General features: G+C 70.5%; 17 protein-coding genes and 2 pseudogenes. 9 read left to right on the forward strand and 10 right to left on the reverse strand.

The window, feature by feature from the left end; translation table 11 throughout:
• Positions 1–19: 19 nt before the first annotated feature.
• The gene (locus tag ACIBK3_RS15990) at positions 20–277 is read right to left on the reverse strand and encodes a hypothetical protein (RefSeq protein WP_399365933.1); all 258 of its coding nucleotides are present in this window, start codon (positions 275–277) and stop codon (positions 20–22) included.
• Positions 278–736: 459 nt separating this feature from the next.
• Between ACIBK3_RS15990 and ACIBK3_RS15995 the strand changes: the two genes are divergently transcribed.
• A complete protein-coding gene (locus tag ACIBK3_RS15995; RefSeq protein WP_399365935.1) occupies positions 737–1,741 on the forward strand; it encodes a substrate-binding domain-containing protein in 1,005 nt (334 codons plus the stop codon).
• Between the two features lie 112 nt (positions 1,742–1,853).
• Here ACIBK3_RS15995 and ACIBK3_RS16000 read toward each other — a convergent pair whose 3' ends face one another.
• Positions 1,854–2,855 (reverse strand): LacI family DNA-binding transcriptional regulator, encoded by a 1,002-nt coding sequence (locus tag ACIBK3_RS16000; RefSeq protein WP_399366823.1) that lies wholly within the window; start codon positions 2,853–2,855, stop codon positions 1,854–1,856.
• A gap of 365 nt (positions 2,856–3,220) precedes the next feature.
• On the opposite strand from ACIBK3_RS16000, the pseudogene ACIBK3_RS16005 reads away from it, so the two are divergent.
• The 4 genes and pseudogenes from ACIBK3_RS16005 to ACIBK3_RS16020 all read left to right on the forward strand — a co-directional run.
• Positions 3,221–3,427, forward strand: a pseudogene (locus ACIBK3_RS16005) (2-keto-myo-inositol dehydratase); the annotation flags it as partial.
• A 9-nt stretch (positions 3,428–3,436) separates the two neighbouring features.
• Positions 3,437–4,870, forward strand: coding sequence for a sugar porter family MFS transporter (locus ACIBK3_RS16010; protein ID WP_399365937.1), 1,434 nt, complete (start codon positions 3,437–3,439; stop codon positions 4,868–4,870).
• A 54-nt stretch (positions 4,871–4,924) separates the two neighbouring features.
• Positions 4,925–5,941, forward strand: coding sequence for a Gfo/Idh/MocA family oxidoreductase (locus ACIBK3_RS16015; RefSeq protein ID WP_399365938.1), 1,017 nt, complete (start codon positions 4,925–4,927; stop codon positions 5,939–5,941).
• A complete protein-coding gene (locus tag ACIBK3_RS16020) occupies positions 5,938–6,807 on the forward strand; it encodes a sugar phosphate isomerase/epimerase family protein (RefSeq protein ID WP_399365940.1) in 870 nt (289 codons plus the stop codon). The genes ACIBK3_RS16015 and ACIBK3_RS16020 overlap by 4 nt, the downstream gene beginning before the upstream one ends.
• Before the next feature lie 126 nt (positions 6,808–6,933).
• On the opposite strand, the gene ACIBK3_RS16025 is transcribed toward ACIBK3_RS16020, so the two are convergent.
• Positions 6,934–7,815: a LysR substrate-binding domain-containing protein gene (locus tag ACIBK3_RS16025; protein ID WP_399365942.1), complete on the reverse strand. Its 882-nt coding sequence runs from the start codon at positions 7,813–7,815 to the stop codon at positions 6,934–6,936.
• 71 nt (positions 7,816–7,886) lie between these two features.
• On the opposite strand from ACIBK3_RS16025, the gene ACIBK3_RS16030 reads away from it, so the two are divergent.
• Genes ACIBK3_RS16030 through ACIBK3_RS16040 form a run of 3 tightly spaced genes read left to right on the forward strand, consistent with a single transcriptional unit; the run spans position 7,887 to position 10,452 of the window.
• Positions 7,887–9,092 (forward strand): thiolase family protein, encoded by a 1,206-nt coding sequence (locus ACIBK3_RS16030; RefSeq protein WP_399365944.1) that lies wholly within the window; start codon positions 7,887–7,889, stop codon positions 9,090–9,092.
• Complete coding sequence (locus ACIBK3_RS16035; protein WP_399365945.1) at positions 9,089–9,784, forward strand: 3-oxoacid CoA-transferase subunit A; 696 nt, start codon at positions 9,089–9,091, stop codon at positions 9,782–9,784. The genes ACIBK3_RS16030 and ACIBK3_RS16035 overlap by 4 nt, the downstream gene beginning before the upstream one ends.
• On the forward strand, positions 9,781–10,452 hold the full coding sequence (locus tag ACIBK3_RS16040) for a 3-oxoacid CoA-transferase subunit B (RefSeq protein ID WP_399365947.1): 672 nt from the start codon (positions 9,781–9,783) through the stop codon (positions 10,450–10,452). The genes ACIBK3_RS16035 and ACIBK3_RS16040 overlap by 4 nt, the downstream gene beginning before the upstream one ends.
• Here the strand turns inward: ACIBK3_RS16040 and ACIBK3_RS16045 are convergent.
• The 4 genes and pseudogenes from ACIBK3_RS16045 to ACIBK3_RS16060 form a co-directional block, all read right to left on the reverse strand.
• Positions 10,451–10,659 (reverse strand): annotated as a pseudogene (locus tag ACIBK3_RS16045) (GTP cyclohydrolase I); the annotation flags it as partial. The gene ACIBK3_RS16040 and the pseudogene ACIBK3_RS16045 overlap by 2 nt on opposite strands.
• Before the next feature lie 99 nt (positions 10,660–10,758).
• The gene (locus tag ACIBK3_RS16050) at positions 10,759–11,832 is read right to left on the reverse strand and encodes an NAD(+)/NADH kinase (protein WP_399365949.1); all 1,074 of its coding nucleotides are present in this window, start codon (positions 11,830–11,832) and stop codon (positions 10,759–10,761) included.
• A gap of 140 nt (positions 11,833–11,972) precedes the next feature.
• Positions 11,973–13,301, reverse strand: a complete 1,329-nt coding sequence (locus tag ACIBK3_RS16055) for an enolase C-terminal domain-like protein (protein WP_399366824.1) — start codon at positions 13,299–13,301, stop codon at positions 11,973–11,975.
• A 71-nt stretch (positions 13,302–13,372) separates the two neighbouring features.
• Entirely contained in the window at positions 13,373–14,710 is a 1,338-nt protein-coding gene (locus ACIBK3_RS16060; RefSeq protein ID WP_399365951.1) for a gluconate:H+ symporter, read from the reverse strand.
• Positions 14,711–15,357: 647 nt separating this feature from the next.
• Here ACIBK3_RS16060 and ACIBK3_RS16065 point away from each other — a divergent pair.
• Complete coding sequence (locus ACIBK3_RS16065; RefSeq protein WP_399365953.1) at positions 15,358–16,146, forward strand: IclR family transcriptional regulator; 789 nt, start codon at positions 15,358–15,360, stop codon at positions 16,144–16,146.
• A 25-nt stretch (positions 16,147–16,171) separates the two neighbouring features.
• On the opposite strand, the gene ACIBK3_RS16070 is transcribed toward ACIBK3_RS16065, so the two are convergent.
• The 3 genes from ACIBK3_RS16070 to ACIBK3_RS16080 all read right to left on the reverse strand — a co-directional run bounded on the left by ACIBK3_RS16070 (position 16,172) and on the right by ACIBK3_RS16080 (position 21,391).
• Positions 16,172–16,660, reverse strand: a complete 489-nt coding sequence (locus ACIBK3_RS16070) for a hypothetical protein (protein ID WP_399365954.1) — start codon at positions 16,658–16,660, stop codon at positions 16,172–16,174.
• 280 nt (positions 16,661–16,940) lie between these two features.
• Positions 16,941–19,598, reverse strand: coding sequence for a discoidin domain-containing protein (locus tag ACIBK3_RS16075; protein WP_399365956.1), 2,658 nt, complete (start codon positions 19,596–19,598; stop codon positions 16,941–16,943).
• Positions 19,595–21,391, reverse strand: coding sequence for a DUF2264 domain-containing protein (locus ACIBK3_RS16080; RefSeq protein WP_399365958.1), 1,797 nt, complete (start codon positions 21,389–21,391; stop codon positions 19,595–19,597). Before ACIBK3_RS16080 ends, ACIBK3_RS16075 begins: the two co-directional genes overlap by 4 nt.
• Positions 21,392–21,403 lie beyond the last annotated feature (12 nt).

The raw sequence follows: 21,403 nt of genomic DNA on the forward strand, positions 1-21,403 counted from the left end.
CGCGACAGTCAGGACGCTTCTACTGCTCCCGCTGCTCGGTTCGGTTCAGACCGCGGGCGATCTCCTGGAGGATCTCCTGTTCGGACTTTCCGGTCATGTGGGCCATTTGGTTCAGCAGCAACGCGCACAGTGCCGTAGCGCCGTCCGCGACCTGATCGAGATTGCCGTCGGAGTCGCGGCGTTCCCTCATGTACGTCGCCATGAGGGCGTTGCCGGAAATGTATGCGGTCATGGCCTCGATGCCGAGGCGTACGCGGTCGTAGTCGCTGTCTGGCATCAGGCCACCGTTCCATGGATGCACTGGTCGGCGCCACTTTCATCTCTCCAGTGCCCCTGGTACAGCCCAGGGCGCGGGAAGTAGGTGCCGGAAAGCCGACGGTGCTCGCGTACATGACAGCACTCCGCGCGCCCTGCCTCCGGTGCCGTGACGTCACACTGAACCCACCACGAACGCTTTGTTGGTACGTCCTGACAAACCTGTTGACATCCTCGCAAGGCGGCCCCCATAGTCTCTGCAACTAGAGCGCGCTACTAAAGCGCTCCAGTGGACAGGCAGGCGGTCCGCACCTATGAGTTCCGCGGAAACGCGCCGTCACGTCCTCAGGCACGGCAGCACGTCCAGACCCGTCCCGCGACGCGTGGCCCGCTCGGCGGTCGCGCACCGGTCACTGACGTCAGCGGCGCTCCCGCCCCCCCACCGACTCCAACCCGACCAGCACAGCGAGGTGCAAGGGACATGCAAAGACACCACCGAGCCGCCATCCTCACCGCCACCGTCCTCGCCGGCACCCTGCTCGCCGCCGGCTGTTCCAGCGGCTCGGGCGGCAAGAAGTCCGAGGAAGAGGGTGGGAGCGTCTCGGCGGGCAAGGCCGGCACCCCGCGTATGACGGTGGCCATGGTCACCCACGCGGCCCCCGGTGACACCTTCTGGGACCTGGTCCGCAAGGGCGCCCAGGCCGCGGCCTTCAAGGACAACATCAAGCTCGTCTACTCCAGCGACCCCAGCGCCGGCAGCCAGGCCGGCCTGGTGCAGAACGCGATCGACCAGAAGGTCGACGGCATCGCGCTCACCGCCGCCAAGCCGGACGCCATGAAGGACGTCGTGGCCAGGGCCAAGGCGGCCGGTATCCCGGTCGTCGGCTTCAACTCCGGCGTGGACGACTGGAAGAGGCTCGGCATGCTCGAGTACTTCGGTCAGGACGAGAACGTCGCCGGACAGGCCTTCGGCCGGCGCCTCAGTCAACTCGGCGCCAAGCACGCCGTCTGCGTCATCCAGGAACAGGGCCAGGTCGCCCTGGAGGCCCGATGCGCCGGGGTGAAGAAGGGTTTCAACGGCAAGACGGACATCCTCTATGTCAACGGCACGGACATGCCGTCCGTGAAGTCGACGATCACCGCCAAGCTCAGCCAGGACAGAACCGTCGACCAGGTGGTCACGCTCGGCGCCCCGGTCGCGCTGACCGCCCTGCAGTCGTTGTCCGACGCGGGCACCAAGGCCGGGCTCGCCACTTTCGACCTCAACAAAGACCTGGTCAAAGCCGTCCAGGATGGCCGGATCGAGTTCGCCGTCGACCAGCAGCCCTACCTCCAGGGCTACCTCGCGGTCGACTCCCTGTGGCTCTACAGGACCAACGGCAACTTCAGCGGCGGCGACACCGCGCCGGTACTGACCGGCCCGGCCTTCATCACCAAGGACAACGCCGACAGCGTCGCCGAGTTCGCCGCGAAGGGCACCCGGTGATGAGTGCGACCCCGTATGCCGAGCCGACCGTGGTCACCCCGCCGGTTCCCGGGCCCGGCAAGACCGGCGGCCGGACCTCGCAACGCCCTCTGGCCGCCCCGGTCGGGAGGCCTCAGGCCGACGTCTCCGGTGCCGTATCGCTGGTGCCGCGCACCACCAGCTTCGGGTCCAGGACCGCCTCCCGGGGCTCCGACTCCGGGTTCTCGAGTCGCTCGACGGCGAATCGCACCGCATGCTCCGCCATGAGCACGGCGTCCTGGCGGACGGTGGTCAGGCCGATGGGCATCAGATGGGAGAGGTGGCTGTCGTCGTAGCCGACTACGGACAGGTCGCGCGGGACCTCGACGCCGGCCCGCGTCAGGGACATCAACAGGCCCATGGCGCTGCGGTCGTTGCCCGCAAGGACCGCCGTCGGCAGCGGCTGCCCCTGGTCGTGTTCCGCCAGGAGCAGCCGGCCCGTCTCGATGCCCGAGTGCTCCGTGTGGTCTCCCGGGATCACCCGCACCTCTGACTCCAGCCCCCGGCGACGCATCGCCGCCCGGTAGGCCCGGCGCCGCTCTGCCGACCCGGGGCCACGGCCGCCGTCAAGGTGCACGATCCGCCGGTGCCCCAGTTCGAAGAGGTGTTCCATGGCCTGCCGTACGCCCTTGCCCTCGGCGCTGTGCACGAAGTCCACCCGGGCACCGGGAACGCGGCGACTGACCGAGACGGCGACCGTACGCCGCCCGAGCTCGTCGAGATACGCGGCCTCGGCGTCCGAGCCCAGCAGGATGAGTGCCTCGCAGCGGTGGCTGAGCAGGGCCTCGACCGCCTTGGCCTCGCTGCGGCCCTCGGTGGCGGCGGAGAGCAGGACGTCGTAGCCGAGGCGTTCGGCCTCGGGGTAGATGCCCGCGATGAGGTCTGTGTGGAAGGCCTGGTGGACGGTGAACATCACGCCGAGGGTGCGGCTGCGACCGCGGGCGAGCAGCCGGGCCGCGCTGTCGGGGTGGTAGCCGATCTCGTCGGCGACCCGCAGCACCCGCTCCCGGGTCTCTTCGCTCGCGCCTGGCTGACCGCGGAAGATGATCGAGACGAGCGCCCGGGACACGCCCGCCCTTGCGGCGACGTCCGCCATCGTGGGCCGCTGCTTTCCTGACGCATCCACCCGTGAACCCACCCTCCGACGCGGTCCACCCTACGGGCAGTTCCGAAAACTCCCCGCACCCATGTATTGACATGACATTTGGACAGGAGTCATCGTACACAAACTAGAGCGCTCTAGTAGAGCGCGCCAACGGATCTTGTGGCAGATCCCGGTCTCCCACATGAAGCGGAGGTTTCCGGTCTCAGGTCACGGCCGGCTTCGACTTCCCCATCTCCAGCTGACCCCCAAGCGCCCTGTCCCCTCACCCCGAAGGACCGACCATGGCAACGCCATCCCCGCTCCGTACCGTCGCGGGCAATCTGTGCCTCGGCTCCGCCCCTGACTCCTGGGGGCGTGTGGTTCTGTCACCTCCGGCCGGCCCGCCCGAACCGGCCGACGTGGTGGCCGAACTCGCGGAGCGGGCCGCCGAGTTGTTCGTGATCGTCGATCAGGATCTGTACCCGTGCGCGCCCGAGGTACCGCTGCCCATCGCGGTCAGCACGCGTGAGCACCTGGCCGGCCGGGGACTGGCAGGAACACGACGCCCGCACCACGACCGTTAGGAGGCGGCCATGGACGTCAGGAACGACGCGCCCCAGGCAGGCACCGCAACGCCCACCCTCATCGACGACTCACCGCCGCGCGTACGCCGTCGGCTGCGGCTGATCACCGTCATCGCCACCTTCGGCGGACTCCTGTTCGGCTACGACACCGGCGTCATCAACGGCGCCCTGCCCTACATGACCGACGACCTGGGCCTGACCCCGGTCACCGAGGGCATGGTCACCAGCTCCCTGCTGCTCGGCGCCGCGCTGGGCGCGGTGACCGGCGGCAGGTTGTCGGACGCGCGCGGACGCCGCCGCACGATCCTCACCCTCGCCGTGGTGTTCTTCGTCGGCGCCCTCGGCTGCACGCTGGCCCCCAACACCGCGGTCATGATCGTGGCGCGGTTCGTGCTGGGCCTCGCGGTCGGCGGCGCGTCGGTGACCGTACCGGTCTACCTCGCGGAGGTCTCGCCCGCCGAACGGCGCGGCGCGCTCGTCACCCGTAACGAACTCATGATCGTCAGCGGTCAGTTGCTCGCCTTCACCAGCAACGCGATCATCGCCCGGGTCGGCGGCGAGTCCGGCGGTGTGTGGCGCTACATGCTCGTGCTCGCCACCCTCCCGGCCGTCGTGCTGTGGTTCGGCATGCTGGTGATGCCCGAGAGTCCGCGCTGGCTGGCCTCGAAGACCCGCTTCGGCGAGGCCCTCGACGTACTCAAACAGGTGCGGTCCCGGCAGCGGGCCGAGGCCGAGCTCGCCGAGGTGTCCGCGCTCGCCGTCAAGGAGGAGCGGGAGAAGCTCGGCGGCTGGCAGGACATGAAGGCCACCCCGTGGCTGCGCAAACTGATGCTCGTCGGTTTCGGCATCGCGATCGTGCAGCAGATCACCGGCGTCAACACGATCATGTACTACGGCACCCAGATCCTCACCGACGCCGGATTCGCCTCGGACAGCGCCCTGACCGCGAACATCGCCAACGGTGTCATCTCTGTCCTGGCCACCGTCGTCGGCATCTGGCTGCTCGGCCGCGTCAACCGCCGACCGATGCTGATGACCGGTCAGGTGGGTACGACCGCCGCCCTGTTGCTGATCGGCGTCTTCTCCCTGGTGCTGCCGTCCGGCGACGCGCGGGCGTACGCGGTACTCGCCATGACCGTCACCTTCCTCGCCTTCCAGCAGGGCGCCATCTCGCCGGTGACCTGGCTGATGCTCTCGGAGATCTTCCCCATGCGGATGCGCGGCTTCGGGATGGGTGTCGCGGCGGTGGTGCTGTGGCTGACCAACTTCGCGATCGGTCTGGTCTTCCCGTCCCTGGTGTCCGGGATCGGGATCTCCAACACCTTCTTCCTCTTCGTGGTGGCGGGCGTCGTGTCCCTCGCCTTCGTCAAGCGCTACGTCCCGGAGACCAAGGGACGCACGCTGGAAATCCTCGAAGCCGAACTCCGCGCCCGCTTCGCCTGAGCCCCCCCTCCCCGTGCCGACGACGGTCCGGGGCCGCTGAAAGGACCACCACCCATGACTGTGCGTGTAGGCGTCATCGGCGCCGGCTGGATCGGCACGGAGCACATCCGGCGCCTCACCGACACCGTCACAGGCGCCCGCGTCACCGCGGTCACCGACATCGACGCCGTCCGCGCCGAGGAGGCAGCGGCGCCGGTCGGCGCCCGAGTGCTGCCCGACGGCGTGACCCTGATCGAGGCGGACGACGTCGACGCCGTCCTCGTGACGTCCTGGGGCCCGACCCACGCCGAGCACGTGCTGAACGCGGTGGCCGCCGGGAAACCGGTCTTCTGCGAGAAGCCCCTGGCCACGGCCGCCGAGGACTGCCTGAAGATCATCGAGGCCGAGACGGCACACGGTCGCCGCCTCGTGCAGGTCGGCTTCATGCGCCGCTACGACGCCGGATACCGGCAGCTGAAACAGGTCATCGACTCCGGACGCATCGGTGAGCCGCTGATCGTGCACTGCGCCCATCGCAACCCGACCGCGCCCAAGGCGTACACCTCCGCCATGGCCGCCCTGGACACTGCGGTGCACGAGGTGGACGTGCTGCGCTGGCTGCTCGACGACGAGATCGTGTCCACCCAGGTGGTCACGCCCCGAGCCACGAGCAAGCGGTTCGCGCACCTCAAGGACCCGCAGATCATGCTCTTCGAGACCGCCAAGGGCGTCCGCATCGATCTGGAGGTCTTCGTCAACTGCCAGTACGGCTACGACATCCAGTGCGAAGCGGTCGGCGAGGAAGGGCTGGCCCGGCTGCCCGACCCGGCCGCGGTCGGCGTGCGCAGCGCCGGAGGGCACAGCACGGAGGTACTCACCGACTGGATGGGCCGCTTCGCGGACGCCTTCGACAGCGAGTTCCGCGAGTGGATCGCGGGCCTCGCCGCCGGCACCGAGCCCAGCGGCCCCTCCGCGTGGGACGGCTACGCCGCCACCGTCATCACCAGCGCGACCGTCGAGGCCCTGGAATCAGGCCGCGTCGTCGCCACCGACCTCAAACCCCGTCCCGCCTTCTACGGAGGTGCCGCGTGAAGATCGCCCTCGACCCGTACATGTTCCGTGCCCTGCCGATCGACGACATGGTGCGCACCGTCGCCGAACTCGGTTACGACTACATCGAGTTGTCCCCGCGCGACGACTTCATGCCGTTCTTCCTCCACCCGCGGGCGGACGACGCGCGCATCGCGGCACTGAAGAAGTCGCTGCGCACGCACGGCGTGCGGCTGTCCTCCGTGCTGCCCCTCTACAAGTGGTCGTCCCCGGACGAGACCGAGCGGCAGACCGCCGTCCGCTACTGGAAACGCATGATCGAGATCACGGCCGACCTCGAATGCCCGCTGATGAACTCGGAGTTCAACGGACGCCCCGAGCGCGCCGCCGAGAGCGAAGCCGCGTTCTGGCGCTCCCTGGAGGAGCTCCTCCCGCTCTTCGAACGCGAGGGCATCGCCCTCGACCTGGAAGCTCACCCGGACGACTTCTGCGAGGAGAACACCCCGGCGGTCGATCTCGTCCGCGCCGTCAACAAGCCCTGGGTGAACTACCTCTACTGCGCCCCGCACTCCTTCCACCTCTCCGGGGCCTGCGAGGTCGGCGCGGACATCGCGGCGATGATGCGCTACGCGGGCGACAAGCTCCACCACGTGCACATCGCCGACTCCTTCGACCACAAGGGTTCCTCCGGCCTGCGCTACATCCTCAACCCGCCCGGCACCCCTGCCCGAATCCATCAGCACCTCGACATCGGCCAGGGCGAGGTCGACTGGGACGCCTTCTTCGGCACCCTTCGCGAACTGAACTTCGACGGCGTCGCCACCGCCTGCGTCTTCGCCTGGGAGGAACGGGCCCGCGAGTCCTCGGCATTCATGCTGGACCGCATCACCAAGGAGCTCGCCATGTGAACGGCCGGTTCCGGAGGAACCGAAAAAGGCGCCTGCGCAGGGGTCACCGAGCCTCTCGACGTGACCAGGCAGGCTGGTCGCGCCATCCGAGCGGGGGCGCGGCCCTGCCCGGCGTCGGCGGATGTCTCAGAACGTCGCCCGGATGATCCCCACGGTGCGCGCCAGGTGCGGCTCGCGGCGTTCGGCGCGGTGGGCGACGGCCAGCTCCACGCGTGCGTCGGCCCCGGCCAGCGGTAGGTAGGCGACGCCGTCGAGCGCCAGCGCGGTCACGGGCTCGGGCACGACGGCGACACCCAGGCCGCCGGCCACGAGCGTGATCAGCGTCGAGGTCTCGCCGACCTCGTGGCGGATGTGCGGCTCGACACCGGCGTCGCGCAGCAGGCCCAGCACGACGTCGTACATCACCGACCGGCGGTCGGCGGAGTGCACGATCAGGTCGGCACCGGCCAGGTCCGCCGCCCGCAACCGTTTCCGGCGGGCGAGGGGGTGGTCGACCGGTACGGCGACGACGAGCCGGTCCCGGCGCAGGGTGTGCACGGTGAGGGAGGGGTCGGCCGCCACCGGGCGCAGCAGCGCGACGTCGATCGCGCCGGTGCGCAGCGCCTCGACCTGGTCGGGCGCGAGCATCTCGCCGCGGAAGGAGAAGTCGACGCCGGGAAGCTCCTCCGTGAGCCGCCGCGAGAGCGCGGGCAGGAGGCTGTACGTCGCCGAGCCCACGCACCCGATCGCGAGGTGGCCCACCGCGCCGGCGGCGACGAGCCGTGCGTGGTGGGCGGCCTCGTCGACGTCGGCGAGGATCGCACGCGCCCGCTCGAGGTAGGCCCGGCCGGCTTCGCTGAGATCGACGCGGCGTGTGGTGCGGTGGAGCAGTTCGACGCCGAGTTCGGCCTCGAGCTGGCGGATCTGCGTGGAGAGCGGCGGCTGGGCCATGTGGAGCCGCTCGGCCGCGCGACCGAAGTGGCGCTCCTCGGCGACTGCCACGAAGTACCGCAGGTGGCGCAGATCCATATGTTGTCCGTATCAATCGTCTCGGATATGCGTACTTCAGAATATCGCGGTCCGGCACTAGCGTCGCTGCCATGAGTGCTTTCATGTTCGCCGCGACGCGGACGCCGTTCGGCCGCTTCAACGGCGCGCTGGCCGGCGTCCGCCCCGACGACCTCGCCGCCGCCGCGATCACCTCGACGCTCGCCCGGGTGCCGGGCCTCGACCCCGCCGCGATCGACGACGTGGTGTGGGGCAACGCCAACGGCGCCGGCGAGGAGAACCGCAACGTCGGCCGCATGGCGGCGCTGCTCGCCGGGCTTCCGGTGAGCGTGCCCGGCACCACGGTCAACCGGCTGTGCGGTTCGAGCCTCGACGCGGCGATGGCGGCCAGCCGGACGATCGAGTCCGGCGACGCCGAGGTGGTGCTGACCGGCGGCGTGGAGTCGATGACACGTGCACCGTGGGTGCTGCCGAAGTCGGCGAAACCGTTCCCGGCCGGCGACGTCACCGCGGTCTCCACCACGCTCGGCTGGCGGCTGGTCAACCCGCGGATGCCGAAGGAGTGGACCGTCAGCCTCGGCGAGGCCAACGAGCAGCTCGGGGCGCGCTACGGGATCTCCCGCGAGCGGCAGGACGAGTTCGCCGCCCGCTCCCACCAACTCGCCCACGCTGCCTGGGAGTCGGGCTTCTACGACGACCTCGTGGTGCCGGTCGACGGCGTCGACCTGGCCCGCGACGAGGGCATCCGGGCCGGATCCACGCCGGAGGTACTGGCGGGGCTCAAGCCGGTCTTCCGTACCCCGGAGCAGGGCGGCACCATCACCGCGGGCAACGCCAGCCCGCTCAACGACGGTGCCTCCGCGGTGCTGCTGGGCAGCGAGAGGGCCGCGGCCAGTATCGGGGCCGACCCGATCGCCCGCATCGCCGGCCGCGGCGTGATGGCGCTGGAGCCGCAGGCATTCGGTTATGCCCCGGTCGAGGCCGCGAACCGTGCGGTGGCCCGGGCCGGGATCCGCTGGGACCAGGTGGGCGCGGTCGAACTCAACGAGGCCTTCGCCGTGCAGTCGCTCGCCTGCCTCGACGCGTGGAAGGTCGACCCCGCCATCGTCAACCAGAAGGGCGGCGCCATCGCGATCGGGCACCCGCTGGGCGCCTCGGGCGGCCGCGTCCTCGCCACGCTGGCCAAGGTGCTGCGGGAGACGAAGCAGCGCTACGGCGTCGCGGCGATCTGCATCGGAGTCGGTCAGGGCCTGGCCGTCGTACTGGAGAACTGCGACGTCACGGGGGTGGCCCGGTGAGCCGGGCGGAGGTCGTCGAGAGCACCGATGCGGCGGTCGCCGGCATCGAGGACGGGTCCACGATCCTCGTCGGCGGTTTCGGCCTGGCCGGGATGCCGTTCGATCTGATCGACGCGCTCATCCGCCAGGGCGCGAAGGACCTCACGATCGTCTCCAACAACGCCGGCAACGGCGATGTCGGACTGGCCGCGCTGCTGGCCGCCGGCCGGGTGCGCAAGGTGCTCTGCTCCTTCCCGCGCCAGGCCGACTCGTGGGTCTTCGACGCCCTTTACCGCGAAGGGAAGATCGAGCTCGAGGTGGTGCCGCAGGGCAACCTCGCCGAGCGGATGCGCGCGGCCGGTGCCGGCATCGGCGCGTTCTACTGCCCGACCGCGGTCGGCACGCCGCTGGCCGAGGGCAAGGAGGAGCGGGAGATCGACGGCCGGAAGTACCTGCTGGAGTACCCCATCAAGGGCGACTACGCACTGATCGGCGCGCACGTCGCGGACGCGATGGGCAACCTCGTCTACCGCAAGACCGCCCGCAACTTCGGACCGGTCATGGCCACGGCCGCGACGACGACCGTCGTCCAGGTCGACGAGGTCGTCGAGCCCGGGAAGCTCGACCCCGAGGCCATCGTCACCCCGTCCATCTACGTCGACCGGGTCGTCCAGGTGCAGGCCCGTCACTACACCGTGCAGGGGGCGCGATGACCATGACCTCGAGCGACCAGGCGCACGCCGGCCGCCGGCTCTCGATGGACGAGTTGGCCGCCGTCATCGCACGCGACATCCCGGCCGGTTCCTTCGTCAACCTCGGTATCGGGCAGCCCACCAAGATCGCAGACCACCTGCCGGCCGGCTCCGGAGTGGTGCTGCACACCGAGAACGGCATGCTCAACATGGGTCCGAAGGCCGAGGGCGACGCGGTCGACCCCGACCTGACCAACGCGGGCAAGGTCCCGGTGACCGAGCTGCCGGGGGCGGCGTACTTCCACCACGCCGACTCCTTCGCGATGATGCGCGGCGGGCACCTCGATGTCTGCGTCCTCGGGGCCTACCAGGTCGCCTTCGACGGCGATCTCGCCAACTGGACCACCGGCAAGCCCGACGACATCCCTGCCGTCGGCGGCGCCATGGACCTGGCCATCGGCGCCAAGGACGTCTACGTGATGATGACGCTCTTCACCCGCTCCGGTGAACCGAAGCTCGTGCCGCGGTGCACCTACCCGCTCACCGGCGTCGGCTGCGTCAGCCGCGTCTACACGGACTGCGGCGTCTTCGACGTCGGCCCCGACGGCGTACGGATCCGGGAGACCTACGGCATCAGCGCCCACGAGCTCGCGGAACGACTCGGTATCACGCCCTCCTGGAGCACGTGACGCGTTTGGGTGCCAGGTGCGCGTGCAACCAGCCGGCGACCTGTTTGGTGAGGCGTTCTTGCACCTGGGGCCGGCAGGCGAAGTGCCCGACGACCGGGCCGGTTCGGACAGGCCGAGGGTGCGCCGGCCGGGCAGGTAGCCGACGCGCGCGGTCCCGACGAACGGCAACAGGTGGTGCCCGCACACCGACCGCAGCGGGATACCGCGCCGGGTGCGCCACCGGGGGCGGCCGCGCTGACGCGTCCGGGCCGGATCGGCGCCGAGCGGGGCCTCACCGTCACGCCGGTGAACGGCAGGTCGGGTGGGTCACAGCGGGCGGGACGGACGGTCCTCGGTCGTCAGCGACGTCAGATGGGCGAGGTCTCCGGGCGGAGGCGAGGTCACCGACCAGAGCGGAGCGGGGGATCCGTCGGCTACCGCGGCCGGCGCGTCGGTCAGGTTCATCCGTTCGCGCAGCCGGCCGTAGAAGTCCATCCGCCCCAGCCGTACGGCCCGCAGCCGGCGCGGGGCGGCGTAGACGCCGATCCAGTCCCCCGGTCCGAGAACGCCCCGCAGTTGGCCGTCGATGCTGACCGCGGCCGGGCCCGAGCGTTCGAGGACACGCAGCCCGACGGGCTCGTCGGGGGCCGTGACCACCGACCGGTCGAACGCCATGTGCGGGGCGACCGGCGTGAAGACGAGGGCGTCGGCGCGGGGCGAGACAACGGGACCACCTGCGGCGAAGCTGTAGGCGGTCGAGCCGGTCGGGGTGGCCACCAGCAACGCGTCGGCCGAGTACGACGCCAGGAGCCGGCCGGCGATATAGACCCCGACCGACACCTGCCGGTCCCTGGCCAGCTTCTCCAGGACGATGTCGTTGAGCGCGGTGACGTTGAGGGGGATGCCCCACTCGTCGTCGACCTCGCAGTCAGGGCGCACCTGAGGCGGCGGCAGGAGCGGTCCCCTGCCGTACTTCATCCATTCCTCCATGTCCGCCGGCACCTCCAGGCGGCGGGAGGCCCGCAGGGTGAGCAGCATACGGCTGTCGATCGCGAGCCGCTCCTCGCGTACCGCGTCCAGCGCCGCGCGCACCCCGGCCGCCGGCACCTCCGTCAGGAAGCCCACCCGCCCCAGGTCGACGCCCAGGACCAGCGCGTCGTTCTGCGCGGCCAGGCGAGCGCCGCGCAGAAAGGTGCCGTCGCCGCCCAGGGTGACGATCAGGTCGGGGTGGCCGGCGGCCTCGACCTCCTCATGGGAGCTGCGCCGCTCGCCCTCGTGCCACACATCGATGTCCGTACACGGCACGGTGTGCTCCTCGCACCATGCGCGAACCACCCGGGCCGCCTCCGCGGCCTCCGAGCGGCCACCGTGTACGACCAGGCCGACCCGAGCCACCGTCACCTGTTCCTCCAAGAGATCTCGCCCGCAACCACCGCACCGCCGCGCACCGCACGGCTCCGGTTCAGTCCATCACCCTTGTGCCCTTGTGCCCCGCAGGACAGTCCTGCGGGGACCGACGGACGAAAGATCAGCCAGGTGACCTACCGGACCAGGCAGGGGCGCTTGCCGTCGAACTCCCAGCCGGGGATCAGGTATTGCATGGTGACGGCATCGTCGCGGGCCCCCAAGGCCTTCTCCTGGTAGAGGTCGTGGGCCGCGAGGAGCCGGTCCATGTCGAGGCTCACCCCCAGCCCCGGGGCGTCAGGGACGGCGATCTCGCCGCCGACGATGCGGGGAGGGGCGGTGGTGAGCCGTTCCAGCCCTTCCTGCCAGATCCAGTGGGTGTCCAGGGCGTTGTACTCGCCGGGGGCCGCGGCGCCGCAGTGGGTCACCATGGCCAGCGAGATGTCGAAGTGGTTGTTGGAGTGGCAGCCCCAGGTCAGGCCCATCGCGTTGCACAGTTGCGCCACGCGGACCGAGCCCTGCATGGTCCAGAAGTGCGGGTCGGCCAGCGGGATGGACACCGACTGGAGGGCCAGGGCGTGGGCCATCTGACGCCAGTCCGTGGCGATCATGTTGGTCGCGGTGGGAAGACCGGTGGCGCGACGGAACTCGGCGAGGATCTCCCGTCCGGAGTAGCCGCCTTCCGCTCCGCAGGGATCCTCGGCGTAGGCGAGGGTGCCGACCAGAGGCCGGCACAGCTCGACCGCCTCACGCAGCGACCATGCGCCGTTCGGGTCGAGGGTGATCCGGGCCTCGGGGAAGCGGTTCTTCAGGGCGCGTACGGCCGCGACCTCCTCGGCACCCTCCAGAACGCCTCCCTTGAGCTTGAAGTCCCGGAACCCGTAGAGGTCGTACGCCGCCTCGGCCTGCCGGACGATCGCCTCCGGCGACAGGGCCTCCTCGTGCCGGATCCGGTACCACTCCACCGGGGAGCCGGGTTCGCGGACGTACTCCAGGTCGGTCCGGTCCGGGTCGCCGACGTAGAAGAGGTAGCCCAATACCCGTACGGCGTCCCGCTGTCGGCCGTCGCCCAGGAGCGCGGCGACGGGCACGTCGAGGTGCTGTCCGAGGAGGTCGAGCAGCGCGGACTCGACGGCCGTGACCGTGTGGACGGTGGTCCGCAGGTCGAAGGTCTGGGCGCCCCGCCCGCCGGCGTCACGGTCGGCGAACCGGTCGCCGATCTCACGCAGGACGCGCTTGTAGTCGCCCACCTTCGCCCCGACGACGAGGGATTCGGCGTCGCGCAGTGTCTGGGTGATCTTCTCGCCGCCGGGCACCTCCCCCAGTCCGGTACGTCCCTCCGAGTCGGTGAGGACGACGATGTTGCGGGTGAAGTAGGGCCCGTGCGCGCCGGAGAGATTCAGCTCCATGCTGTCCCGGCCGGCGACCGGGTAGACGGAGAACGCCGTGACGGTCGGCTGTCCGATGCTCATGGGTGCCCTTCTGCGGTGGTGAGGTGATGGGGCGGAGGTTTCCGCGGTTCGGGAGTCTTCCCGGTTCAGAGACTGAGGACGTCGAGGGCCCACTCGGCCACCAGCACGCCGCCCAGCCCGAGGACGGCCAGGACCGTCGTATAGGTGGTACGGACCTTGATCGCTTCGATGACGGAGAGGTTGAAGTACTCCTTGAACAGCCAGAATCCCGGGTCGTTGACATGGGAGCAGGCGATGGAACCGCAGGCGACGGCGAGCACCATCATCTCGGGGTGCACCCCACTGCCCGCCAGCAGCGGCAGCACCACGCCGGAGGCCGTGACGACGGCGACCGTCGCCGAGCCGAGCGCTATGCGGAGGATGACGGCGACGAGCCAGGCGAGGATGATCGGCGAGATGGACCAGCCGTCCGTGGCGTCCTTGATGTAGTCGGAGATCCCGCCCTCGACGAGGACGTTCTTGAAGGCCCCGCCGGCGCCGATCACCAGGAGGATCATCGCCATCGCCTGGGCCGCCGAGGTGCAGGAGGCGCCGACCTCCTCCAGGCTCCGGCCGATCCGCGGCCCGAACGCCCAGACCGCCAGGCACAGGGTCAGCAGCAGCGCGATCGGTGCCGAGCCGATGAAGGCGACGACGTTCAGGAACGGGCTCTCGGTGGAGGTGGCCATGTCGGTCACGGCGGCGGCCACGATGAGCGCCACCGGGAAGAGCGCCACGAACAGCGACCAGCTCAGCGCGGGCATCTCCTCGTCGGTGAACTCGCGCTCGCTGACCAGTCCCTTGGGGATGGAGGGGTTCATCGCCTGGACGAACGGAAGGCGAGGCCAGGTCAGCGCGATGAGCGCACCGGCGGGAACGGCGATGAACAGGCCGTAGAACAGGGTCAGTCCGACGGAGGCGTGGAAGGTCGCGGCGACGGCGGTGGGGCCGGGGTGCGGCGGCAGGAAACTGTGCATGGTGGACAGGGCGATGGACATCGGCAGTCCGACCCACAGCAGCTTCGTCCCGGTGACCCGGACCAGGGTGAACGCGATCGGCACGATGATGATGAAGGCGACCTCGTAGAACATGGTCACGCCGATCAGCATGGCCGTGACCACCATGGCGACCTGGACCCAGCGGGGTCCGAACGCGTCGAGGAGCTTGCCGGCTATTCGCTGCGCGGCACCGGAGTCCCCCATGACGCGGCCGACCATGGCGCCGAGTCCGATGGTGAGCATGGTGTCGCCGATCTGGCCGCCGATGCCTTCGGACAGGACGTCCGGGATGGTCGCCACCGGAATTCCCCGGACCAGTGCGACACCGACCGCCACCAGCAGCAGGGCCGCGAAGCCGTTGAGCCTCAGCCTGGTCATGAGGAGAAGCAGGATCAGAACACTTACTCCTACTACGAGGAGAGGCATGGCAGTTCCCCTTTGAACTGTTCAGTGAGCGGTGGGCGGCGCTGTCGGCTCCGCGTACGGCTCGATCGGTGTGCTGCGTGGCCGGCCGCACGCCCCGGAGAAGCAGGGGGCGCTGACGTGTGTGGCGGCGGGGGGACGTACGACCGTGTCGGGGCCGCTCCGGACCCGGACCGCTCCCGACCCGGGCCGCGGGTCATCCGGCGGACACCACGCGCCCGCAGTGTCGCCGGGTGGGCGCGGGGTGCGCCCGGGTGCGTCAAACGGGTCGTCGTCCGGCGCCGAGTACGGCGTTCGCGCTCTCGGGTGCGAAGGCGTGGAGGGCGGAGGAGCGGGCGGGGACGCCGACGGCACGGCTGCCGCGTCCGCGTCGGCCCGCTCCGCGATACGGACGCACCGCGACGACCGCGCCAGGCCGTGGCCGATTCCCGCGATGACCGACAACCGCCCGTCGGCTTACCCCGCTCACCGTTCCGCCACCCAGTGGCCCGGCGACCCCTTCGGTCCGCACGGCCTCCACACTCATCCCTGTCACGCACGCCATCCCTGTATACAGACTCTGTCTACGTATGCAGATGGAGGCTAGATGGATGAACGGGACGGGTCAATGGGTAGGCGGGCACGGATTCGCGCGGACTTACGATGGGCCCATGTCGGAGGGGAGAGGTGTCCGCGGTGTGAAGTCGGCGGCGCGGACCGTCGCACTGCTGGAACTGCTCGCCGCACGGGGCGCGGAACCCTCGCGGCTGGACCAGCTCGCGGAGGACCTGGGTGTCCCGCGCAGCAGCATGTACCAACTGCTCCGGACGCTCGTCGACTGCGGCTGGGTCCGTACCGACGCCACCGGTTCCCTCTACGGGATCGGCATCCGTGCCCTGCTCACCGGCACCAGCTATCTCGACGGCGACCGACGCGTCCGTGCGGTCCGCCCCTACCTGGACGAGGCGTCGGACACGCTCGGCGAGACGATCCACCTGGCGCGGCTCGACGGCCCCGACGTCGTCTACCTCGCCACCCGCGAGTCCCACGAGTACCTGCGCACCATCAGCCGGGTCGGACGCCGGGTACCGGCCCACGCCGGCGCGCTCGGCAAGGCGCTCCTCGCCGAGCGCGCCGACGACGAACTCCGGCTCCCCCACGGGCCGTTGATCTCCCTCACGGAGAACACGCACACCGACCACGGCGCGCTGATCGCCGACCTGGCCCAGGTGCGTGAGCGCGGCTACTCCATCGACCGCGAGGAGACGGTGACCGGTATCGCCGGCTTCGGTTTCGCCCTGCGCTACGACGCACCGGCCACCGACGCCATCAGCTGCTCGGTCCCGGTGGCCCGCCTGACACCGGAACACGAGACCCACATCGTCTCGGTGATGCGGGAGGTGCGGGCCAAGGTCGAAACTCACCTGCCGCCCGTCTCGGGCGTACCCGACTGGCGCTGAGGCCTGTTCGAGGACCGGTCCGGCGTCACCAGGTCAGGGTCAGCGAACCTCCGACCGGCAGCGTGTGCCAGCGGTCGGCGTAGTCGTCGAAGCGGGACACGATCCGGTCGACCACCGGGGGGATCTCCCCCGCCGTCACATACACCGGCAGCTCCCTCGCGTGGCCGTGCCGCACCTCCCACACGGGTAGGGCGATGCCCGCCAGCTCTTCCGACCTGGCCATGTCGGCGCGCGCCTGGGGGGACGACTTCGCTCGCTTCGACTTGCGGCGCCGGGCGGCCTTGGCGCGCTCCGCGGGGTCGGCGGGCCAGAACAGGCCGTTGTCACCGGCGGCCAGCCGGCCGTAGACCCCGAGCTCGATGCCCGCCTCCGCCTCGACGAGGAAGTGCACCAGGTCGTGCGGGAGATACGGATGCCCCCCGGGCCCGCCGCGCGGGGCGAGCGCGGCACCGGTCTCCCGGTGTACGGCGATGTGGTAGCTCGTCCAGGGACCTTTGGTGAACACAACGCGCATGTCAAGCACGGTAGGTGACGGTCCCGGCCGCACGCACCCGGTTTTCCGGCCCGCGCGGCGGCGCACCGCACAGCCGCGATGGTCGTCTCCCGTCAGCCCGTGGTCAGCTCGTTGCGGCACGCGTCGCAGCAGTTGCCGCGCAGGCAAGCGGGCAGGCGGGCGGGCACGCCCGACCCGCAGGTCGCGCGCGGCAGGCACGCGGTCGAACGTGCGTGATACGGACGCGACGGGGCCGGGCAGCGAGGTTCTGTTTCCCGCCGCCCGGCCCGGTCATCGGACGTCAGGGCCTGATCGTCAGCCAGTCGAGGGCGGCGATCCGCCCCGTGCCCTTGGCCACCAGGTAGAGGTCGTGCGTGCCGGTGACCTCCCGTTTCAGGGTCACGGACTGCTCCTGCCAGTCCCCGGCACCCGTGACGGGCACCGATGCGACCGTCGGACCGTCCGGCGCGTCCAGGCGCAGCTGGAGCGAACAGCCCTTGGCGCAGGTGGGGTTGAATCGTACGGTGAGGTGCTTTCCGCGGAGGTTCGCCTTGCGGAAGGCCACCCAGTCGCCGGAGCCGAGGACTCCGGTGGCCGCCGTGCCGCGCTGAACGCCTCGTACGGTCGTGGCCCGTTCGGCCTGGAGCGTCGAGGCGGCGTCGGGCCCGTCGCCGTACAGCCGGATGTCGTTGACGACCCACGGCACGGGACCGCTCGCGGTGAGCGTGATCCGCACATAGCGGGCGCTGGTCTGGCGCGGGAACACCGCGTCCTGGGTGAAGGAACGGCCGGAGACCCGGGCGAGCGGCGTGCCCCAGTGCGTGCCGTCACTGCTGACGGAGACCGTGAAGCCGTACGGCTGCTGGCCGCCGGTGTCGCGGCCCGCGTCGAGGGAGAGCCGGTTGAACGTCTTGCTCTCGCCGAGGTCGACGGTCAGGGACTGGCCGGCGGCCTGCGGAGCGGCGCCCGTCCAGCGGGTGTTGATGTCACCGTCGACGGTGACGGCGGCGTCGGTGCCGTCGCTCGCGGTGGCACTCCAGTTGCCGTGCCGCACCCGCTGCTGGCACCCGGGCAGGTCGCAGCCGGTCGACCAGATGGGTGCGCCGTACTCGTAGGCGCCCTGGTCCGGAGCCGTGCCCAGGGTGTCGGTGGTGATGCCGTCGACCACCTCGCCCGCGTCGATGGCGGGCGATCCGGGGGTCAGCCACAGCTCGCCGTTGACGGCGTTCGTGTAGCCGGGGGTGGCGCTGATCAGGTTGGAGCGGACGATCGGCAGCGGGTTGCCGGTCTGCGTCGCGGTGACCGGCTTGGGTCCGATGATGTTGCTGAAGTACGAGCCGGACGCGTCCGTCGCGCCGCCGAGGGCGGACGAGGCGGTACCGATGCCCACACCGTAGCTGGAGTTGTGGTCCTCGTTGGCGATGCTGGGGCCGGTGTGGCCGTTGAAGTAGACGCCCCTGGCCCCGGTGTTCCAGGCGACGTTGTGGTGCAGCCGGAAGTGGCCGGAGTAGTTGTCGACGTAGAAGCCGTTCTGGCCGCTGGAGTCGTGCGCGGTGTTGTGGTCGATGGAGCTTCCGGTGCCGTTCAGGTAGCAGCACACGTAGAAGGGTGAACCGTCGCGGGAGGTGCGCATCGACTCGGAGATGTCGTTGTAGGCGATGCGGTTGTCGTGGTACTCGGTGCCGTTGATCTGGTAGGCGGTGTCGATGGCCGCCCGTCCGGTGCGCCGGATCGTGTTGTGGGTGACCGTGTGGCCGTTGCCGTTGATCTCGATTCCGGGCGTGTAGCTGCCCATCCAGCCGACGTCGTGGATGTAGTTGTTGGTGACGGTGTTGCCGTTGCCGCGCACCAGGACGCCGTCACCGGCCGACTGCGCGATCTCGCTGTTCTTCAGCGTGTTGCCGCTGCCGAGGATCTGGATGCCGGAGTCGAGGATGCGGGAGGCGACGATGTGGCCCTCGGCCGGCTCGATCGCGAGATCGCTGTCCGGCGGCATGGGCAGGGTGGAGTACTCGGAGATGTACGTGGCGTGCAGTCGGTCGACCACGACTCCCGTACTGGACTTGCCGGTGCGCAGGGAGGTTCCCCACAGGTCCAGGCCGCGCACGGTGACGTACGAGCTGTCACTCAGGTCGACGCCCCACAGCCGGTGCTTGGCGGTCACCGTGTGTCCGGCCATGCCGCCCTTCGGGGGGACCATGTAGAGCCGGTGCGCCGTCTCGTCGTAGTACCACTCCCCCGGCTGGTCGAGGGCGGCCTTCGATCCGACGAGGTAGTAGTTGCGGTAGGGCTGGTTGCCCATGCACAACGGGGTGCAGCGGTAGTTGCCGCCCTTGAAGTCCAGCTTGCCGGGTGCCGAGGCCGTGGCTGTGCCGGTCTGCTGGGCCCACGGGTTGGACCCCGCCCACAGGTGCACGGTGGCGCCCGTCCAGTCGGCGTCGGGCAGGTCGGTGTCGTCGATGTGCTGGTCCGTGGAGGTGGTGTCGGCCTCGGCCCAGGTGGTGTTGAGCGGATCGGCACCGGAGTTGGGCCAACGGCCCTCCGCGGCCCGGGTGTCGTCCACGAACACCGCGTTGAAGTCGGGGTCGGGCGGCAGGTCGGTGTCGGCGGCGATCAGTCCGCCGCCGGCGTCCTTCCAGCCGGTCACCTTCTCGGTCCCGTCGACGGTCACGGGGCCGTCGCCGTACGCGGCGATCGTGATCGGGGCGCCCTCGGTGCCGGAGGGCGGGGTGAGCTGTTCGCGGTAGGTGCCCTGGTGGATCAGGCAGGTGTCGCCGGGGCGTACCCGGTCGAGACAGGCGCCGATGGTATGCAGGGGGCTTGCCTGGGTGCCGGAGGCGTGGTCGCTGCCGCGGGGAGCGACGTGGTACGTGTGGCCGGACTGGGCCGCGTGCGCCTGAACCGGGGAGGTCAGCAGCGCGGTCACGGCGGCCAGTACGGACAGGTGTCTCAGTCTCATGTCCCGTCTCCAGTCGTCGGATGAGCGGTGGTCGGGGGGTGTGATGCGGTCGGGGGGTGTGATGCGGTCGCGGAGCGTGCGGTGGTCGGGGGTTCTCGCCAGGCCGTCTCGCCTTCGGGACCGCCCGGGACGCCGAGCACGGCACACCGCAACCAGTGCTCACCGGGCGGGAGCCGGCCGACGAGCACGGGCAGCGCGGTGCGTCGTGCGAGGACGTTCGTGCCGGGCAGGCAGTCGACGACCTCGCCCTCGCGCCGGCCGTCGAGGTCGCGCAGTCCGGTGAGGCCGGCGGGCGCCGACACTCGCGCGTACGCCGGCCCGGTCCCGCGGTCCGTGCCCGCGTCCCGGTCGACGGCGAAGCCGCCCTCGGCGGTGTGCAGGGCGCGAGCGGTGCGGATGCGGTGGGTCCGTACGTGCCAGGGCACGGCGGCCGTCAGCCAGGTGGTGATCTCCACGTCGGGCCACGGGTGCCAGGTGCTGAGGACCGTGTCGGCGGTGACGTAGTGCGCGGCCGGTTCCTCACGCACCCGGTAGTGCGCCCCGCCGTCGTCGCTCAGCGCCAGCATCGAGTCGTAAGCGCCCTGTTCGAGCCCCAGCGTGCCGTTCGGCAGGCTGAAGCCGAAGCGGGTCGAGTACGCGAACTTGGCGTACTTCTCGGCACCGTGACGCACCCACGGGTGGTGCTGACGCCCGGCGAGCAGGGTGACGTCGCCGGACTCCCGCATGAGTACCGCCCCGGCGTGCGGCTGGGCGCTGACGGCGGGCAGTGCGGGAGCCGGCTCCTCCTTCGCGGTCCAGAACGCGTGCTGGGCCGGCAGCGCGAGCGGCAGATACGCCTTGAGCGACCAGTAGGGCGAGCCGGGCGCGTTGTACTGCTCGGCCAGCGCGGGCTGCGGATAGCCGTATCCGATGGACAGCAGCCCGTCCGGCCCGGTCACCGGCCGCCCGCGCCACCAGCGCAGGTGCCGCAGCAGATAGCCCTTGACCTCGCCCCACGGCAGGACGTCGACGCCCGCGAACGGCAGCGCGCCCCAGAACGCGGCCTGTGCCCAGCGGTAGGTGAGGCTGCGGCCGTACGGGACGGCGGCGCCGTCGTCTGCGAACCAGTGCCGGAAGTCGCCGGCGAACCGGGCCGCCCGTTCCTTGAAACGGTCGCCGCCGGTGAGCGTGTCGTGGAGCAGCCCGTAGAAGTGCATGGCCCACGGGACGTAGTAGTCGCGGCGTTCCGTGGGGCCGTCCGCGTACCAGCCGTCGCCGAGCCAGAAGGTCTCCAGGCGGTCGAGGCGCTCGGTGATCAGCGAGCGGTCGTAGGAGACCCCCACCCGGTCGAGGCCGAGGCTGACCAGTACCGGGAAAAAGAGCCAGTTGTTGTCGGTGGTCTGGCGGGACAGCGCACTGAGCAGCCAGCGGGCGAGCCGGTCGCGTTCGGGGCCGCTGAGCGGGTCCCACCACTGCTCGGGGGCGAGGGCGAGCGCGAAGCCGATGGCGGCCATCTCCACGATGCGCTGGTCACGGTCGACCGGCTCGCCCCAGTACTCGGGGTGCGCGGGATCGCTGCCGTGGGCGAGCCCCTGGACCCACAACTCGGTGTTCGGTACGGCCTGGCCACCCGCGGCCAGAGGCGCCAGTCCCCATAACGGCCGGGCGAACGCCTCCAGTTCGGCGGCCGTGTCGTCGTGGATAGCGGTGTTCACGCCGAGCCGGACGCGTGCCCGGCCCGCACTGAAACGCGATGCGACGGGCTCCAGCAATCGCCTTACGTCGGCCGCGAGTTCGGCACGTTCGTCGTCCATCAGCCCTCCTGC

Source organism: Streptomyces sp. NPDC050287, assembly GCF_044459385.1.
In the GTDB taxonomy this organism is placed as follows: domain Bacteria; phylum Actinomycetota; class Actinomycetes; order Streptomycetales; family Streptomycetaceae; genus Streptomyces.

Excerpts from the sequence above, each read along its gene's own strand:
- ACIBK3_RS16010 (WP_399365937.1), top strand. The coding sequence starts at position 3,437 with ATGGACGTCAGGAACGACGCGCCCCAGGCAGGCACCGCAACGCCCACC.
- ACIBK3_RS16040 (WP_399365947.1), top strand. The coding sequence starts at position 9,781 with ATGACCATGACCTCGAGCGACCAGGCGCACGCCGGCCGCCGGCTCTCG.
- ACIBK3_RS16025 (WP_399365942.1), bottom strand. The coding sequence starts at position 7,815 with ATGGATCTGCGCCACCTGCGGTACTTCGTGGCAGTCGCCGAGGAGCGC.
- ACIBK3_RS16060 (WP_399365951.1), bottom strand. The coding sequence starts at position 14,710 with ATGCCTCTCCTCGTAGTAGGAGTAAGTGTTCTGATCCTGCTTCTCCTC.
- ACIBK3_RS16000 (WP_399366823.1), bottom strand. The coding sequence starts at position 2,855 with ATGGCGGACGTCGCCGCAAGGGCGGGCGTGTCCCGGGCGCTCGTCTCG.
- ACIBK3_RS15995 (WP_399365935.1), top strand. The coding sequence starts at position 737 with ATGCAAAGACACCACCGAGCCGCCATCCTCACCGCCACCGTCCTCGCC.
- ACIBK3_RS16065 (WP_399365953.1), top strand. The coding sequence starts at position 15,358 with ATGTCGGAGGGGAGAGGTGTCCGCGGTGTGAAGTCGGCGGCGCGGACC.
- ACIBK3_RS16075 (WP_399365956.1), bottom strand. The coding sequence starts at position 19,598 with ATGAGACTGAGACACCTGTCCGTACTGGCCGCCGTGACCGCGCTGCTG.
- ACIBK3_RS15990 (WP_399365933.1), bottom strand. The coding sequence starts at position 277 with ATGCCAGACAGCGACTACGACCGCGTACGCCTCGGCATCGAGGCCATG.
- ACIBK3_RS16030 (WP_399365944.1), top strand. The coding sequence starts at position 7,887 with ATGAGTGCTTTCATGTTCGCCGCGACGCGGACGCCGTTCGGCCGCTTC.
- ACIBK3_RS16015 (WP_399365938.1), top strand. The coding sequence starts at position 4,925 with ATGACTGTGCGTGTAGGCGTCATCGGCGCCGGCTGGATCGGCACGGAG.
- ACIBK3_RS16080 (WP_399365958.1), bottom strand. The coding sequence starts at position 21,391 with ATGGACGACGAACGTGCCGAACTCGCGGCCGACGTAAGGCGATTGCTG.
- ACIBK3_RS16070 (WP_399365954.1), bottom strand. The coding sequence starts at position 16,660 with ATGCGCGTTGTGTTCACCAAAGGTCCCTGGACGAGCTACCACATCGCC.